This is a genomic window from Candidatus Clostridium eludens (assembly GCF_045310515.1).
Classification (GTDB): domain Bacteria; phylum Bacillota; class Clostridia; order Clostridiales; family Clostridiaceae; genus Clostridium_B; species Clostridium_B eludens.
In genome coordinates this window covers 1-15,563 of the sequence record NZ_JBJHZX010000018.1, presented here as the reverse complement: position 1 = coordinate 15,563, position 15,563 = coordinate 1, and the positions used below count along the sequence as shown (strand labels likewise).

32 protein-coding genes are annotated in these 15,563 nt (G+C 31.6%); 30 read left to right on the top strand and 2 right to left on the bottom strand.

Annotated features, from left to right (window positions below; translation table 11 throughout):
* Positions 1 to 19: 19 nt before the first annotated feature.
* The 13 genes from ACJDU8_RS12880 (at position 20) to ACJDU8_RS12820 (ending at position 4,727) form a co-directional block, all read left to right on the top strand.
* A complete protein-coding gene (locus ACJDU8_RS12880; RefSeq protein ID WP_406792557.1) occupies positions 20 to 181 on the top strand; it encodes a hypothetical protein in 162 nt (53 codons plus the stop codon).
* 170 nt (positions 182 to 351) lie between these two features.
* On the top strand, positions 352 to 594 hold the full coding sequence (locus ACJDU8_RS12875; RefSeq protein ID WP_406792556.1) for a hypothetical protein: 243 nt from the start codon (positions 352 to 354) through the stop codon (positions 592 to 594).
* The gene (locus ACJDU8_RS12870; RefSeq protein ID WP_406792555.1) at positions 595 to 825 is read left to right on the top strand and encodes a hypothetical protein; all 231 of its coding nucleotides are present in this window, start codon (positions 595 to 597) and stop codon (positions 823 to 825) included.
* A gap of 3 nt (positions 826 to 828) precedes the next feature.
* On the top strand, positions 829 to 1,440 hold the full coding sequence (locus ACJDU8_RS12865) for an HNH endonuclease signature motif containing protein (protein ID WP_406792554.1): 612 nt from the start codon (positions 829 to 831) through the stop codon (positions 1,438 to 1,440).
* Positions 1,437 to 1,676: a hypothetical protein gene (locus ACJDU8_RS12860; protein ID WP_406792553.1), complete on the top strand. Its 240-nt coding sequence runs from the start codon at positions 1,437 to 1,439 to the stop codon at positions 1,674 to 1,676. Before ACJDU8_RS12865 ends, ACJDU8_RS12860 begins: the two co-directional genes overlap by 4 nt.
* Positions 1,677 to 1,695: 19 nt before the next feature.
* Positions 1,696 to 2,121, top strand: a complete 426-nt coding sequence (locus tag ACJDU8_RS12855) for a hypothetical protein (RefSeq protein ID WP_406792552.1) — start codon at positions 1,696 to 1,698, stop codon at positions 2,119 to 2,121.
* Positions 2,118 to 2,657, top strand: coding sequence for a sigma-70 family RNA polymerase sigma factor (locus ACJDU8_RS12850; RefSeq protein WP_406792551.1), 540 nt, complete (start codon positions 2,118 to 2,120; stop codon positions 2,655 to 2,657). Before ACJDU8_RS12855 ends, ACJDU8_RS12850 begins: the two co-directional genes overlap by 4 nt.
* The gene (locus ACJDU8_RS12845) at positions 2,654 to 2,791 is read left to right on the top strand and encodes an aspartyl-phosphate phosphatase Spo0E family protein (RefSeq protein WP_406792550.1); all 138 of its coding nucleotides are present in this window, start codon (positions 2,654 to 2,656) and stop codon (positions 2,789 to 2,791) included. The genes ACJDU8_RS12850 and ACJDU8_RS12845 overlap by 4 nt, the downstream gene beginning before the upstream one ends.
* On the top strand, positions 2,788 to 3,042 hold the full coding sequence (locus ACJDU8_RS12840; RefSeq protein ID WP_406792549.1) for a hypothetical protein: 255 nt from the start codon (positions 2,788 to 2,790) through the stop codon (positions 3,040 to 3,042). Before ACJDU8_RS12845 ends, ACJDU8_RS12840 begins: the two co-directional genes overlap by 4 nt.
* A 1-nt stretch (position 3,043) precedes the next feature.
* Positions 3,044 to 3,184: a hypothetical protein gene (locus ACJDU8_RS12835; protein ID WP_406792548.1), complete on the top strand. Its 141-nt coding sequence runs from the start codon at positions 3,044 to 3,046 to the stop codon at positions 3,182 to 3,184.
* Between the two features lie 3 nt (positions 3,185 to 3,187).
* Positions 3,188 to 3,562, top strand: coding sequence for a hypothetical protein (locus tag ACJDU8_RS12830; RefSeq protein ID WP_406792547.1), 375 nt, complete (start codon positions 3,188 to 3,190; stop codon positions 3,560 to 3,562).
* 133 nt (positions 3,563 to 3,695) lie between these two features.
* Positions 3,696 to 4,532: a hypothetical protein gene (locus ACJDU8_RS12825; RefSeq protein WP_406792546.1), complete on the top strand. Its 837-nt coding sequence runs from the start codon at positions 3,696 to 3,698 to the stop codon at positions 4,530 to 4,532.
* Positions 4,533 to 4,562: 30 nt separating this feature from the next.
* Complete coding sequence (locus ACJDU8_RS12820; protein ID WP_406792545.1) at positions 4,563 to 4,727, top strand: hypothetical protein; 165 nt, start codon at positions 4,563 to 4,565, stop codon at positions 4,725 to 4,727.
* Here the strand turns inward: ACJDU8_RS12820 and ACJDU8_RS12815 are convergent.
* Positions 4,717 to 5,328, bottom strand: coding sequence for an AbiTii domain-containing protein (locus ACJDU8_RS12815; RefSeq protein ID WP_406792544.1), 612 nt, complete (start codon positions 5,326 to 5,328; stop codon positions 4,717 to 4,719). The genes ACJDU8_RS12820 and ACJDU8_RS12815 overlap by 11 nt on opposite strands.
* Before the next feature lie 78 nt (positions 5,329 to 5,406).
* Between ACJDU8_RS12815 and ACJDU8_RS12810 the strand changes: the two genes are divergently transcribed.
* The 11 genes from ACJDU8_RS12810 to ACJDU8_RS12760 all read left to right on the top strand — a co-directional run bounded on the left by ACJDU8_RS12810 (position 5,407) and on the right by ACJDU8_RS12760 (position 11,912).
* Positions 5,407 to 5,658, top strand: coding sequence for a hypothetical protein (locus tag ACJDU8_RS12810; RefSeq protein ID WP_406792543.1), 252 nt, complete (start codon positions 5,407 to 5,409; stop codon positions 5,656 to 5,658).
* A 14-nt stretch (positions 5,659 to 5,672) separates the two neighbouring features.
* Positions 5,673 to 7,061, top strand: a complete 1,389-nt coding sequence (gene dnaB, locus ACJDU8_RS12805) for a replicative DNA helicase (protein WP_406792542.1) — start codon at positions 5,673 to 5,675, stop codon at positions 7,059 to 7,061.
* The gene (locus tag ACJDU8_RS12800) at positions 7,054 to 7,254 is read left to right on the top strand and encodes a hypothetical protein (protein ID WP_406792541.1); all 201 of its coding nucleotides are present in this window, start codon (positions 7,054 to 7,056) and stop codon (positions 7,252 to 7,254) included. The genes dnaB and ACJDU8_RS12800 overlap by 8 nt, the downstream gene beginning before the upstream one ends.
* 15 nt (positions 7,255 to 7,269) lie before the next feature.
* Positions 7,270 to 7,665 carry a single-stranded DNA-binding protein gene (locus tag ACJDU8_RS12795; protein WP_406792540.1) on the top strand — a complete coding sequence of 132 codons (396 nt, stop codon included), beginning with the start codon at positions 7,270 to 7,272 and terminating at the stop codon, positions 7,663 to 7,665.
* A 14-nt stretch (positions 7,666 to 7,679) separates the two neighbouring features.
* Positions 7,680 to 7,925 carry a hypothetical protein gene (locus ACJDU8_RS12790; protein ID WP_406792539.1) on the top strand — a complete coding sequence of 82 codons (246 nt, stop codon included), beginning with the start codon at positions 7,680 to 7,682 and terminating at the stop codon, positions 7,923 to 7,925.
* Positions 7,926 to 7,928: 3 nt separating this feature from the next.
* Entirely contained in the window at positions 7,929 to 8,258 is a 330-nt protein-coding gene (locus ACJDU8_RS12785; protein WP_406792538.1) for a MazG-like family protein, read from the top strand.
* 58 nt (positions 8,259 to 8,316) lie between these two features.
* Entirely contained in the window at positions 8,317 to 9,222 is a 906-nt protein-coding gene (gene rocF / locus ACJDU8_RS12780; protein ID WP_406792537.1) for an arginase, read from the top strand.
* A gap of 146 nt (positions 9,223 to 9,368) precedes the next feature.
* Positions 9,369 to 9,887, top strand: a complete 519-nt coding sequence (locus ACJDU8_RS12775; protein ID WP_406792536.1) for a hypothetical protein — start codon at positions 9,369 to 9,371, stop codon at positions 9,885 to 9,887.
* 79 nt (positions 9,888 to 9,966) lie between these two features.
* Positions 9,967 to 10,971: a DUF3231 family protein gene (locus tag ACJDU8_RS12770; RefSeq protein ID WP_406792535.1), complete on the top strand. Its 1,005-nt coding sequence runs from the start codon at positions 9,967 to 9,969 to the stop codon at positions 10,969 to 10,971.
* A 364-nt stretch (positions 10,972 to 11,335) separates the two neighbouring features.
* Positions 11,336 to 11,566 carry a hypothetical protein gene (locus ACJDU8_RS12765; protein ID WP_406792534.1) on the top strand — a complete coding sequence of 77 codons (231 nt, stop codon included), beginning with the start codon at positions 11,336 to 11,338 and terminating at the stop codon, positions 11,564 to 11,566.
* Between the two features lie 166 nt (positions 11,567 to 11,732).
* Positions 11,733 to 11,912: a hypothetical protein gene (locus tag ACJDU8_RS12760; protein WP_406792533.1), complete on the top strand. Its 180-nt coding sequence runs from the start codon at positions 11,733 to 11,735 to the stop codon at positions 11,910 to 11,912.
* A 528-nt stretch (positions 11,913 to 12,440) separates the two neighbouring features.
* Here ACJDU8_RS12760 and ACJDU8_RS12755 read toward each other — a convergent pair.
* Positions 12,441 to 12,749, bottom strand: a complete 309-nt coding sequence (locus ACJDU8_RS12755) for a hypothetical protein (RefSeq protein WP_406792532.1) — start codon at positions 12,747 to 12,749, stop codon at positions 12,441 to 12,443.
* Between the two features lie 492 nt (positions 12,750 to 13,241).
* On the opposite strand from ACJDU8_RS12755, the gene ACJDU8_RS12750 reads away from it, so the two are divergent.
* The 6 genes from ACJDU8_RS12750 to ACJDU8_RS12725 form a co-directional block, all read left to right on the top strand.
* A complete protein-coding gene (locus ACJDU8_RS12750; protein WP_406792531.1) occupies positions 13,242 to 13,364 on the top strand; it encodes a hypothetical protein in 123 nt (40 codons plus the stop codon).
* Between the two features lie 111 nt (positions 13,365 to 13,475).
* Positions 13,476 to 13,688, top strand: coding sequence for a hypothetical protein (locus ACJDU8_RS12745; RefSeq protein WP_406792530.1), 213 nt, complete (start codon positions 13,476 to 13,478; stop codon positions 13,686 to 13,688).
* Between the two features lie 29 nt (positions 13,689 to 13,717).
* Entirely contained in the window at positions 13,718 to 14,563 is an 846-nt protein-coding gene (locus ACJDU8_RS12740) for a hypothetical protein (protein ID WP_406792529.1), read from the top strand.
* Positions 14,564 to 14,617: 54 nt separating this feature from the next.
* Positions 14,618 to 14,794, top strand: a complete 177-nt coding sequence (locus ACJDU8_RS12735) for a phage terminase small subunit-related protein (protein ID WP_406792528.1) — start codon at positions 14,618 to 14,620, stop codon at positions 14,792 to 14,794.
* Positions 14,775 to 15,218 (top strand): hypothetical protein, encoded by a 444-nt coding sequence (locus ACJDU8_RS12730; RefSeq protein WP_406792527.1) that lies wholly within the window; start codon positions 14,775 to 14,777, stop codon positions 15,216 to 15,218. Before ACJDU8_RS12735 ends, ACJDU8_RS12730 begins: the two co-directional genes overlap by 20 nt.
* 73 nt (positions 15,219 to 15,291) lie before the next feature.
* Positions 15,292 to 15,563, top strand: a 272-nt coding sequence (locus ACJDU8_RS12725; protein ID WP_406792526.1) for a hypothetical protein, incomplete at its 3' end; no start/stop codon positions are given.

Here is a 15,563-nt window from a genome sequence, read left to right as displayed (position 1 = left end):
CTTAATCGAGGTGATTAAATTGGAGGAAAGAGAAGTTCAATATGACAAGAAATACAAAATTGGCAATACCACAATATATATTGTATTTCCCAAAATCACCAGTGAAGAAAACGAGAAACGTAAGGCTAAAGTAATTCAAATGGCTTCGGTTATGGCACAGGACATAATTAAGGAGATTTAAACGCTTAGTAATTCGAACTTAATGATGCAAAATGGTTAACAAAGGCTTTTTAGCCTTTTGTAAAAAACTGTTTTAACGGAAAATACAAATACTTTCTCAATATATTCTATGATGGAGATTAAAAATTATTACTACTAAAAATAAAAAAAGAGAGGAGGAGAGTGAAGTAAATGAAAAAATATAAGATAAATGTTTGTGAAGAAGTGGCATTTAAGCATGAGATTATATTTGAAAGTGATGCCCCTGACATAGATAAAATCTTAGATAAGGCAGAAAAAGAAAGATGTTTAGACGGTGTCATTTTTACCTTAAAAGAGCAGGGGTGTAGTATCAAGCATGTCGTTAAGGATAAGGATGGAAGTTATGGAGAAGTAGAAATTGATGAATATGAGGAGATGGAGGAGGTGAAATGAGTGAAGAATACACTCGGTGATTTAAACAATCATTTATTTGCAGAACTTGAGAGACTTAGTGATGAGGATTTAAAAGGAGAAAATTTGAAAGAAGAAATTACTAAAGCAGAAGCAATAAATGCAGTGGCTACACAAATTATATCTAATGCTTCACTGGTTCTTAAGGCAAAAATGATGGTAGACAATAGAATTAATGCCGATGCTGATTTGCCTAAAATGCTGGAGGGGTAGAACATGGGTAGACCACAAGGAAATAAAGTTCTTCATATATGGAGTGAAGAGGAAAAAGAATATCTTAAACAAATAACTCCTGGACATCATTATAAAGAAATTCAAGAACTCATGAATAAAAAGTTTAATTTAGATTTTACAATGGATCAGATAAAAAACGCAATAAGTAGATATAAATTAAACACTGGATTTACAGGACAATTCAAAAAAGGGCATATTCCAGCAAATAAAGGTAAGACAGGAATGTGTGCTGAAGGATGTAAAAAGACCTGGTTTAAGAAAGGTAGCACTCCCATAAATCATAAGCCATTAGGAAGCGAAAGAGTAAACATATATGGATACACAGAAGTTAAAATAGCAGAACCTAACAAGTGGAGACTTAAGCATCAGATAATATGGGAAAAATATAACGGACCTATCCCCAAAGGACATGTTGTCATCTTTGGTAATGGAGACAGAGGTGATTTTGAACTGGATAATTTAATCCTAGTATCTAAGAAGCAATTGTTAATATTAAACAGAAATAAGTTGATACAAAAAGATGCTGATTTAACAAGAACTGCAATTATTATAGCAGATATACACCAAAAAATAAGTGAAAGGAGAAATAAGTGAAATATGTCTTATTACAAACTGAAGTTGGAAAACAGATAAAGATAATCGATAATAGCACCTACACCGGAAAGAAAAAGGTTGAAAAACTATGCATGGAAGGATTTAAGTGCATTGGATATTTAGAAAGTGAACAACCGCCTCAGAGACTTCTACGAGGATTCAATAAAAATTTAAATGACAAATTGGAAGAAAAGTATAAGAAGCTTTGGGATATTCAAGAGATTTTAAAAAGTTAAAAAGGAGGGAAATAAATAAATGTTTAACCAGAGATACAAAGCTTATTTAAAAGCTACAGGAATAGATCCAAGTAAAGTAAGAGGATATCAGTATATGATTTGGATAGATGGCATGTGGGCTAGATTCATGGAAGAGAAAGGAATTGAAGATAATCTTAACTTGAATAAAAGGTATGGCTCTGAATTTGATAATTGGCTGGAGAAGAAATTTAAAAACATAGACAACAGAATGAGCTATATAGATAAAAAGGGGAATGAGATATTTGTAAGTGCTGGTTTAGGAATGAAAGAATATGGTTCAGTCAGAAGAAGTGAAGCAGGTGGACTACATAGGGTAAAGTCTCCAATGATGCCGATGGTTTCATCTAAAGAAGAGGTACAAAAGAACTTGAATTTATGGGCTAGAAAAAATGGATTGAAGGCAGCTGAGGAGGGAGAAAAATGATTAATGCTGAAGAACATATTCCCATGGTCCACAAATTAGTAAGTGAGCAATATAGACACTTTAAATCAAAACACAGCTATGATGATATGTTTCAGACAGGATGCTTGGGACTTGTAAAAGCTACTAGAGATTTTGATGAATCTAGAGGGATGAAATTTTCTACTTATGCCTATATAAAAATAAAAGGCGAATTGCTAAATTCCATAAGAAGTGATAAATGGTGCCTAGGTAAAAATGAAGAGGACAGGCTTAAAACAAAAGCACCGTATTCATTGGATGCTTTCGTAAATGCGGCAGATGGAAATGGCACAACATTTATGGAACTTATGATTGATAAAGAAGAAATTCTGGAGGATTTAGATTTAAGAACAGCTTTAAATAATCTCCCTAAAAATCTAAAAACAGTTATAAGACTAAAATATTTTTATGGGTTTAGCCAACAGGAGATTGGCAGGATATTAAACACAAACCAATCATATGTTTCTAGATTGGAAAGTAAAGCAATTAATGTGCTCAGGGAGAAGGTGGAGGCATGACCATAGAATCTCTTAAAGAGAAAATGTACAGCTATATTGATTTATATGGTCGACTTGACAAAAGGACCTTAGAAGTTAGTCAAGAACTAGACAAGCTTATAGTTGAGGAGATGAAAGGAGGAAAGAAGAAATGAGTGGGTATTTACAATGTTTGATAGACCAGTATAAAAGGAAGTTTGGTAATGCTAGAATCTCAGTGGAAAAGGATGTATACATGGGTATGGTTAATGACTTAATTGCTTTAAGAAGACATATTCAGGATATGGACGACAAAGCAACTCCAGAAGAAGATATTCCAAAGAAACATATTGCATTTGATTTTGTTGGAACGGTGCCAGGGCTTATGGAGTATTTAAAGAATTTAAGGGCAAATGAAGGTGAGTAGCATGGATGCATTTACAACAAAGAAACTTAGAGAATGCCAGCTAGATAACAATGGAGAGCTTTATGATCCGGTATCTGGAGAAACTTTCAAGGATATTGATGGACTAACGGATGAGGAAGTAAAAATATTTATGGAGGGATAGTATATGTTTAGATTAAGAGAAGGCTTGAAATATAAGAAGTATAATTGCTATTTAAATGTCAGCTTATATCCTGAATCTACTAATAAAAATATAGCTTTATTATTAGTGGACATGGAAGATGATTCAATAGTATCAAAAATAACTGTAAATCCAGAAGAAGATTTTCCGCAAACTCATGCTTGCATAAAAGATTACTCGGAAAATGAAGGAATGTTAGAGTTCGTTGAAGACAACAATATTGTCATAATTGATGATAGTTCAACATTCATATTAATGTGTTCTGGGCAAGTGGCATCATGTTTAAGAGTTGCAGATGATATATACCAGGAATATTTAAAAGTTTTAGAAATGTACAAGAATGAAATGTCACAAATATAAAAAGAGAGCTCTTATGAAAAGAGCCAATTGAACTAAATTGTATCACTCCTATTCTACACTGGAATGGGAGAAAAAGCAAGAATTTATAAATAGAGAAGTCATTAAGTTGGCTTCCTTGGAAGGATGTAGCCATATGGATAGCACAGATAAAATGAAATATACGATAAATGGTTTTAGTCAAAGTAAGTTAATTGAATATGGATTGGACTCGGTAGATGCATTAATTCTAAGGTATTTTATAGATTTTAAAGATAGTGGGGACATGGTAATAGAAATAGTCAACAACAAGCCATATTATTGGGTTAAATATGACAAATTAATACAAGCTATTCCAATAATAAATATGAAGAGTAAGGATGCACTAAGAAGAAGATTAAAGAAATTAGAGAATTGTAAGGTATTAGAACATTATCATAAAAATCAAGGTGGAAGTTATTCATTTTATGGAATTGGTGAAAATTATAAATTTCTAGTAAGGAATATTGATCCTTCAATTGAAGATTCAGAAGATACGCCTGAAAAATTAGAGGATACCACTGAAAAGTCGGAGGGTACGACCGAAAAGTCGGAGGGGTACGACTCAAAAGTCGGAGGGGCTACGACTGAAAAGTCGGAGCAAAATATTAATCTATTAAAAGATAATTCTATTAAAGATAATATATATACGAAAAATTTTTTGCAGTGGTATTCTTTATATCCTAATCCTTGGAATAAAGAACAAACATTCAAGAACTTTAATAAGCTCTTAAAGGCAGAGAGTTTTGAAAATCTGATGGCAGCTACTAAAAACTATATAGCTTATCTACGGCAGCAGGGGAACGTAGACAAGCAGTATATTACTCGGAGCACAAACTTTATAGGTCAAAAGAAAGAGTACCTTGGATACTTGGAAATGGATATACAAGAATTGAAGTCTAATACATCACAGATTAAATCTTCATTAGAAACTATAGAAAACTGGGGTAATTAGATAAAGGAGCAAGAAAAGAAGGTGAGAAAGATGGAAAGTAAAAGTAAAAAAGCTGTTCCTAAAGTACAAGTTCAGGAGCAGCTTGAGATTGAAAAGCAGACTAATATGAATGAAAGGTTTGTAGATAATTTCAAAAAGGAATATGAAAGACTAAACACAATGCCAAGAGATATGAGTAAAATAGTTATTTATTAGCAAGAACAATAGCAACTATCACACCGATAATGCCAACAATAACTCCAATTTTATTATCACGAGTCCATCTATTAGTAATTTCTGTAGATGAGGTTATCTTTATATCATATTTGATTTTAATTTTACTTAGATTATCTATTAGTCTAGCTCTTATAGAAGATAACACATCTTGTATGCAGGATGGGGAAAATCTAAAGCACAAAGCATTAATGTTTAAGTTTTTATTTACAAAATCCATCAAATCTGGATCGGATATTGTTATAAATTGTTCATTTTTAGATAAATTCTCTAATTCAGCTACACCATGGCGTAATCTATATTCATTAATGAAATTAAATTTAGGATTTTGAACATTTATTAATCTAGCATATATATCAAGATAATTGCCAACTACAATTCGATATTTAGGTACTTTAATCTCACTTGTAAGGTATGGGTTTGTATTAAAATAGCCTTCGTATTCAAGATGAATCCATTTTTCAAAATCCAAATCTTTTAATTCTAGGGCTAGTTTTAAAGCCAATGGCAGTAGTTCACTTAGAGGAGAAATATGAACTTTGGTACTTAATTTGTTATATGTAGAAGAGATTCTAGTATTCAATATGTATCACCTCACTTTTAAGGTGATAATTCTACAAAGTAATGTAAAAACCTTTAGAAAAATATGTAAGGGGGAGTAATGTTGTTAGATAAGCAGATATTTAAAGAGGGAATGAAAGAGTTGGCGTTAGCATTTACATTAGACTTAAAAGCAGAACAGATGGATGTTTGGTACAAATACTGCCAAGACTTAAGAGAATCCGAATTTAAGAAAAAAATTAATAACTGCATAAAGTTCTGCAGACATAAACCTTATATTGCAGATTTACTGGATATAAAAGAAAGGGATACTTTCGAGCCTGCTAATGCAGGAGCTTATGAATATGTATAGTGAGGTGATAAGATATGGATTCTATACAACAAATGTTGCCGTGCAATATACAAGCTGAACAGGAGCTTCTAGGAGCAATACTCAATAATCCTAATAGTATCCTGAACGCAATAGGTATTGTAAATGCTAGTGATTTTTATAAAGAACCACATAAATTCATATTTAGTGCTATGGAAAAAATGTTTAAAAGCAGTATAAGAATAGACATAGTTACTTTAGCTGAAGAACTTAAAGCCGTTCTCCCTAAAGTTGGTGGAATAACTTATATATCTGAATTGTCTGGAAGTATAGTAAATTTCAATGTTAAAGAATACTCCAAAATTATTAAAGAGAAATCTAATAAACGAAAAATAATCAAACTATGTGAATTGCTTAGAAAAAAATCATTTCAGGATATTGAAACTTCACAGAGCCTAATTGATGAACTGGAAGAACAATTATTTAAAATTAGTCTTAATAAAGAAAATAGACTTGAGCCTTTCAATAAAGTTTTGGAATCTACCATAACAAATATAGAGGATGTATGTAAAAACAAAAACATTAATAGTGGTGTTACTGGCATTGACACGGGGTTTAAAGATTTGAATAGAAGAACTGGGGGATTGCAAAAGCAGGACTTAATTATATTGGCGGCAAGACCTTCAATGGGTAAGACTACGTTAGCAGTTAACATTGCCACAAATGTATCTAAAGGTGATACTGTAGCAATATTTAGCTTGGAGATGTCAAAGGAGCAGATAACTAGAAAAATATTGGCGAGTATGGCACATATAGACCTTTCAAAAATAAATACTGGCAACCTGGATTTTAAGGATTGGGGAAACATTGGAAAAACTACAGGACCGTTATCTAATAATAAATTGTTTATAGATGATTCAAGTAGTTTAAGTGTCACTGAAATAAAGGCTAAATGTAAAAGAATAAAGATGCAGTATGGGTTGAGCTTAGTTGTAGTAGATTACTTGCAGCTTATAACGTCTAAGGGAGAAAATAGGACACAAGAAATAAGCAATATAAGTAGAGCTTTAAAACGGCTTGCTAAGGAATTAGATGTACCCTTAATAGCATTATCACAGTTAAGCAGAGCTGTGGAAGCTAGGGAAGACCATAGACCTAGACTTTCAGACTTAAGGGAATCTGGAAGCCTAGAGCAGGATGCAGATATAGTTATGTTCTTGTATAGGGATGAATATTACCATAAGGAAACGGAAGAAAAGAATATAGCCGAAGTTATATTCGCTAAAAATAGGAATGGTAAGGTAGGTACTGTTAAGCTTGCATGGTTAGGCCAGTATCAAAAATTTGGACAACTGGAGTATGTCCCTGATGGTGGTTTTAATCCAGATATATTTCAAGAGAAGAAAAGGCCTGATGCAAAGCAGGAGGTAATGAAAATTGGATAATGGGGGATGGATTGAGAATATAGTAAGTCTTTATTTTAAAGATGGAAATACTAAGCAGATTGCAAAAATTGCTAAGCAGGAACATAAAGAGGATGTACTTAAAAAGATAGCTCAGGCATGGGAGGAAAAAGCTAAAAAAGCTCCTGTGATGGAAAGTAGAGGATGGAAATTTCAGCAGGCAAAGCTGATGTGAAAGGGTGTGATTGTTTTGAATAAAGTAGTTTTGATAGGCCGCCTGACTAAAGACCCTGATTTGAGATTTACCCCGGGTAAAGGAACTCCGGTTGCTAGAATAACGGTTGCAGTAGATAGGAGATTCTCAAAAGATGGACAAAAGGAAGCTGATTTCATACCAGTCATTATTTGGGGGAAACAGGCAGAGTCTACAGCCAATTATATGGCTAAAGGTAGATTGATAGGTATTTCAGGAAGAATTCAAACTAGGAGCTATGAGGCCAAAGACAGCACTAGAAAATATGTTACAGAAGTTATTGCTGATGAAGTACAGTTCCTTGAATGGGGTAAAAAGTCGGAGCAGCAAAAAGATAATTTGGATTTACCTGATGAGGTTACTCCGGTAGATGATGGGGATATTCCATTTTGAAGGGAGGATTTAATGTGAGTAGATGTAAGGTGAGAACATTAAAGGGATTGTTGAATGAAGCTATTTTCTTGTTAGATTTTATTTCCAAGGAAAATAGACATTTAAAGATGGAAAACAAAAATTTGCATAGACGGGTAAATGAACTTATAGAGAGCTGTGAGAACTTTGCGGAAGTAGAGGGAAATCTTCTTAAAAAGATAGAGAAATTGAGCAGAAAACCTACAGGCATAAAGCAAAGGGTTTTAAGGCTTTTGGGTTAGAGGGTGAACATATTGAAACTAAAACTAATGGTACTTAGGAAGTTGATAGATAAGAAAGGCAATAAAATAGACAATCGTACAATGAGTTGGGATGGTTGGAAGGAAAAACTTTTAGAAGAGGTAGATGAGTTATGCAAAGCTCTTTCTTCAGGAAATAAAAAAGACATCATGGAAGAGGTTTTGGATGTTATTCAGGTAGGTATTGGAATCTTGGCTAAGCTTTTTAGAGAGGGAATGGTAATAGAGCAGGGAATACACGGACATAATAAAAAACTTGTAGATAGAGGCTGTGAAGCTTGTGCAGAGATTAGGTTTAATGTGAGCAGGAGATAGTATGGAAACAATTGAATAATATTCTATAGCTCAGAAAATCGAAAGGAGTGAATGTACTTTGCATAATGGAATATCAGTACTAGGAGTTAAAATGGATTTGGGAAGGATAAATAGAGGAGCTTATTTTGCACCACAAGTTATTCGTAATTTGGGATTGTTAAAAATGCTTAATTTTTATATAGAAAATTTAAAAGATATAGGTGATTTATCCGCAAAAATTTCAGGTGAGTTAGACATAGACAATAATTTTAAGTTTGATATAAGAGATTTAGTTCCCGACTTTGAGAAGATAAGCTCGGTAGTTTCTAATATGATTTCTGACAATTATTTTCCACTGATACTTGGTGGTGATCATAGTATATCTATTGGTACAATATCAGGAATAGCTAAACATTACGAAAATCTTGGAGTCATCTGGTATGATGCACATGCAGATGTAAATACGCCAGAAACAACAGTAACTGGAAGTATTTATGGAATGCCATTAGCAATTAATTTAGGTTTAGGATATCCAGAACTTGTTACAATTGATGGATATTCTCCTAAGGTTAAATTTGAAAACATTGTATTCATTGGAACAAGAGAATTAGATGAGGGGGAAAAAAATCTTTTAACTAGTAACGATTTAACTGTTTTTACTGTGAATGATGTTAAAAAGTTAGGTATATATAAAGTAATAGAAAGAGCCATAAATAAGTTACATTCAAAGTGTGATGGCATACATTTAAGTTTTGATTTAGATTCTTTAAATCCGGATGATGCCCCGGGAGTAAGAACACTATGTCCAATTGGTTTATCATATGAAGAGAGTATTTTAGCATTAAGGATCTTAAATCGATCGAAGGTAGTTACTTCTGCAGAATTTGTGGAGCTAAATCCTTTTTTAGATGTTAATTATAAATCTACTAAAGTTGTGATTGAGTTAATAAAAGCTTTACTTGTGAATGACAATTCTAAAATATAGGCTATATTGAGAATAAACGGGATTATATGAAGACATTAACTATGGCAGATAGCCAAGTAAGAAATTGACGATTCCACAGTAAAATACAAAATATGAGACAAATAAAGATTTAGCTTAAATAGAATTTAAGGGGAGGAATCGAAATAATGAATGAAGTAAAGTCTATTGAAATGGAAGAAAAACTTCGGAACTACTTTAACAAAGATAAAAGAATTAGAGTGCTGAGTACGAAATTGGATATCCTAAGAAAGCAGATAAATGAAATAGAGTATAAGCTTAAAAATGCTGTAGTAAACCTCCCTGAAGAATCAAGAGCTATAACTTATGAAGAAAGAATCCAGACAAGTCCTACAGGTGAAAGTTATGCCGAGAGGACTTTGCTACGTATAACGGATAAATTAATTAAGGAGCAATCATGGAAGAGGGAACAGGTTGCAGATATAGAAGAAGTTCTTAGAAATATGGAAGCAGACAATGCTGTCATTGAGGTTAATATTAAAGATTTAAGGATTGAGGACCAGGAATTTTTGAAGTATAAGTATAAATACAAGAAAACAGATTTGCAGGTTGGAGTAAAATTTAATATGTCTCCAGGGGGAGTTACAAAGAGAAGGCATAGGTTGATTCAGAATATAGTTAACTGGGATGTGTGGGTTAGTGCATAGAATGAAATAATTTAGTATTTAATAAAAATAGTTGGGAATATTAATGTTAATAGTTATTTTTGTATTGGAGGTTATATAAATGGGGAACACCACAAAAACGCCATTAGTTGCATCAGAAATATCAGGTATTTGGAACTCTTATATGGCTGGGAATCTAGTTGGACACATAGTTAGATATTTTTCCAACAGAGTTGATGATGATGAAATTCGTGATATTTTACAGTATGCTCTAAATTTATTTAATCAGCGTATTGAAGTATTAACTAATTTATTTAATCAAGAGAAACTACCTTTACCAGAAGGTATTACAGACAGCGATATTGATGTAAATGCTCCACGTTTATTTTCTGACACTCTCTACTTGCAGTATATAGCATATGAGGCAAAATCAGCAGTGCGTAGCTATAGTGTGATTTTAGGTCATGTGACACGTTCTGATATTAGAGATTATTTCTCAAAATGCATTCAAGAAAGTACTGACGTCTATAACAGGGCGGCAGAACTAGGTTTATCAAAGGATATTTTTATTAAAGCACCTCGGATAGAAGTACCTAAAAAAGTTGAATATATAAAAAGTAAAAGTTTTATTTTAGATAGTTTTGGAAAGAAGAGATCTTTACTTGCAGATGAAATAACGGACATTGTTTCTATCACCAATGATACCATGATAAGAAAAGCTTTACTAGTTGGTTTTAATCAAGTGTGTAAAGACAAAAAAGTTTGTAATTATATATCAAGAGTTACAAATCTTGCAACTAAACAAAATGATGGTTTCAATTCATTCTTAATAGATGAAGGTATTCCAATTGGAAGTTCTTCAGATTCATATGTAACTGACTCAACAATTTCACCATTTTCAGATAAACTTATGTTAAGTAAAATTTCTATAATGTACAGGTTAAAGATAGGTAGTATAGGGCTAGCATTGGCAAATATAATGAGAAGTGACTTGAAGACTACATATAGAAAATACTTAGATGAAGCTATGGAGTATTCTAAAGATGGTGTAAATATCATGATTGATAATGAATGGTTTGAACAGCCTCCACAGGCAATGAACCATGAAAATTTGGTAGGAGTTTGATATGGAAAATGTAGTAAATATAAATATTAGTATAGTATATTCAGATTACTAAAAACTAAATGATTTTTAAAACACTGTATTATTCAAAACTGAATTTTGCAGTGTTTTTATGCTTGTAAAACAGAAATATTGGAATTATTCAGGAATTATTTAGGAATCAAAATGGAATTAGATTGGAATTAAAATATTGCCAAAATGTAGTATGATAGTTATAGTGAGAACATCAGGGACTACGCTGGTAGTAGCTCATAACTAATCTTCCCAATATACCTGCGGCTCCGAGGTTAAATGGAGCCTTGCTTTTACTTAAAAGAAATAGTACTATGTATTAGGATAATATTAAAGAGAATGTATAGGGGAAAATATGGACATTTCTTTTAAAGAAGCATGTAATATTATAAACAGTAATAAAATAGAGAGGATACTTTGCATAGAAGATTCTAAGGAAGAAGATTGTGGGCATGATGTTGGGGTAAAGTCTACTGCTCTGATGGTCACAATAACGGAAGATGGAGTTTTGGAGATTAGTTTTAGTGACAAAGAATTGATTTTTGATTTTAGTAACGGTATGAAATATAGAATTGTTCTTTCTTAATTATATAGGTTTGGCTATAGTCTCTAAATATAGCTGCCAATACGGGAAACCGTAAATAAAAATTAATACTATATATTGTGTATGGCATCTAGTTAAAAGCTAGGTGTTCTTTTATTTATGCAATAAAATTTATACATGGCTAAGTCAGGATAAAGGAGAAGATAAAATGGTAAAAGAAGATTTTAAATTAGATGCTACTGTAGAAGCTAAGTTATGCGATGGTACCACTAAGCAAGGAGTTTTAAAAGGAATATATGAGGATTCTGCTGGAAAAGCACAAGTAACTGTGCAATATGAACAACCAGTTGAGAGTACATTTGATTTAGAGAATGTCACTTTAAAGTAATTATTTAATAATAAGCCATGTATAAATTTATATGTATTTCACATTATTTACAAATAATTAATCAATATGTCATTAAGTTGTAATAAACACTGTATATAATTATAAATATCTTTATTAGATAAACCTTAGTATTAAATAAATAGTTTGTAATGGATACCCCAAATGTAAATTTTAAATAGTGTCTGTGGTTGCAGGGCACTCTAAACTTAAATGCAACTGCCAAAAGTTGATATATTAAATTAGACTCCTTAAAAAATAATGTTGCTAAAAGTAAGTACCCGTCATTTAGGGTGCTTATTTTTATTTAAAAATAGTTATCAACAGAATATTGTGTATAATGTGGACAGTTTGTGCATATAATAAGTATTCTAATAGTAACCCAATAAAAACAAAACAACGATTTTTCTGTTATGGAGACTGTGAAAAATAAGCACTAATATAAACTAGTGCTTATTTTTGTTCAAAATTTTATAGTATATAAACTAAATGTATTTTTAGAGAGTGTACAATACTTTTTTGATACTAATATCAATCGTCGTAATCATCATAGGGGATTAGGGCTAGAGCAAATGTCATAGGCATATGCATTCTACGTCTACGTCTGCGTCTACGCCTGCGTCTACGTCTACGTCTACGTATTCTGGGATCTCCTTGCCTATATCCAGGCTCAAAGTCATCATCGAAGTCGTTATCATCTGCATCTGCGTCTATATATTGATCCTCTATTGATTGATCATAAGGTATTGAATGATATGGACAATGCATGCAAGCTTCAGGATGATAGAAATTTTCATATTTTTCTTTATCGGTGTTGTTATTAGAATCACTAATACTCATTAAATGCCTCCGTAAATTTATTTACAATGCATACTATGAGAGAAATAGTAAATTTGTGAATACAATCCAAAAAATGTATTTAAATATTGAGGTATTGAGGTTAGGCATATATATAAATAAGTGAATTAAACTCCAGATAATCACTTGTTAAGGGTATATCTGTTTAACGTATCTCCTTTTTACGTTAATAAATACTTAGTTTTCAGATATACTCTTTTGTATAAAGGAAAATAGATGAAGGGTAGGAAGATAACTAAAATAAAAAGTAAGTGCCTATTATCTAGGGTGGTTATTTTATATTAACATATATTTAAAATGTAAATATTATTTAACATTCAATACATATTATGGTGACAATTAGCATGTACAATAAAAGTGTCCTAAGTTATTAAAACTTAGAGAAAAAAATAAATGCTTGTCATCTAGGGCATTTATTTTTTATTTAAGGATATGTATTGTGAATAATGCGAATAAAATAAGAGGATGACATGTATGAAGATAAGAGGAATTATAGAAGAAAAGCCTAATCAAGATAAAAAATTAAATAAAGACAAACCAAGGAGAGGCGAATACCTCTCCTTTTCTGATATAGAGAAACTTATGCGGCATGACTGATACAGGAGGGTCAAGGGTGCTGTTAGAAGGGTGAAGTAAATTTGAGATTAAATACTACTTATAGAAGGAATTTATTCTTAAATGTAGAAAATATACTCTGAGGTGAATGTCATGAAAATGGGTATAAGAAAGCCAAGCCTTAAGAGAAGTTTGAAGGCTAGGACAACAGGGAGGGCTAAAAGGGCACTCAAAAGAAGTATTAATCCGTTATACAGTAAGAAAGGTATGGGATGGATTAATAACCCGAAAAAGGCTGCTTATAATAAAGTTTATAGAAAGACAAGTATTGGTGTATTTGATTTATTAAAAAAGTTACTTAAATGAGAATTAAGTCAGATAATGATGAACGATAGATGAAGGATATTGGCTTCTTTTGTAGAAATTTTAAACAAAAGGAGATGAGTTATATATTATATTTTATTAAGCAAAATATATCTTGGATTAAAGATATATGTACAATAATATTAACACTTACAGCGACTGTTATTTCATTTTTAACTTACATAAAGGCAAAAAAAACTTTACTACAACCAATGAAATCAGAAGTAATACATATACAAACAAATACTTTCATAGAGATACTAAAATATATAACTCAGTATTTAAATGAAAATGAAATCAAAATGTATTTAGATATAATATCTATTAATTTATATTCATTATTAATAGATTGTGGCTATGTATTTGCAAATAATGAAGAATTAAAAAAACATATAGAAGATATAAAATATGGGGATATCATTATTCGTAATAATGATGGTATTATTGAAGAATTAGAAATTGTATCTTCATTTGAAGAAAAGTCTCAAGATACTAGCAATACCAAAGAAAATTTAAAAAAGAAATATCAAGATTTGAAAAAAGGAGAAGTTAAAATTAATTTATTAGGTTATACAAAACAGTATTTAGATATAATAGATAAATTAAGGGAGTATGCTAGCAATCCACTATTACCTAGTATAATTGTAAATTTGTTAAATAATCTAACTCAAGAAATCTATATTAACTTCACTAAACATATAAAAGAGACTATAGAAAATTTTGCAATTGAATTTTCTAAGCTAGATAACTATAAAAAAATTAATATTGATGGTATTTATAATAAATTTAATAGGAGAAGAATTAGTCATGAAAATACTCTAAAAGCCCTTAAAAAGGAAATTAGAAAATATTTAAGAATTGATGAGGAATGGCAATAGTGATTATCTAAAAATCCAAAACAAAACGAATAGGCAGGTGGTGACAGTGTAGACATGCCAAGGCAGAGAAGTCCGAACAGAGACAAAGCTTTTGATATTTACAAAGAGAATGGTGGAAATATTGATTTAGTAGAGATTGCAGAGATGTTGGATCTTTCACCTGGAACCATAAGAGGGTGGGAGAATAAAGATAAATGGGATGATAAATTGGATGGAACGTTCCAAACGTGATAAACAGTCAAAAGGTATTCAAAATCAACGGATAAGAAGTGGTAATCATAATCCTAAGAATCAATTTGCAAAACGGAACAAGGAAGCTGAATTTCATGGCTTTTTTTCTAAGATTTTTCCTCCAGAAACAATGGAGGTGGTGCAAGATATTATGATAAAGGATACTTTAGATATGCTCTGGGAAAATATAATAATCCAGTATACGGCCATAGCAAGGTCACAGAGGATTATGGATGTTACTGAAAAATCAGAAATGATTAAGGAGCTTAAAAAATCTAAGGTCAAAACGAAAGATAGAAGTACAGAGAAAACTTCTACCAATGAATCAGAGGAAGAATATGAATATGAGTTCCAAATAAACATAAAACATACAGATGGAGATTTAAGCATCAATTTAATGAATAAATATAAAGAAAAATTATAGGACTCACCTATTAGGGAGGTACTATTCCGTGAATGGAGTGGTGCCTTTTTTATTTTATCTGGGAGGTATGGACATGAATAAAAAAGAATTCGATAGGATATCGGAGGCTGAAAAATGGTTGCGCAAGTATAAGAGTATAAAAGCCGGAATTGAGAGCTTAAAAGAGGAATATAAGGGCTTGGGTGATGATGGTTGTAGAATAGAACATACAGACGATAAATTAAATTTATTGAATAATAGAATAAAAATTATGGAAACAAAAGTAGAACAGGCTGATAGAGCTTTAAATTCACTTAGTAAGGTTGAAAGAGAAGTTATAACATATAAGTGTATAGAAGGTATGTG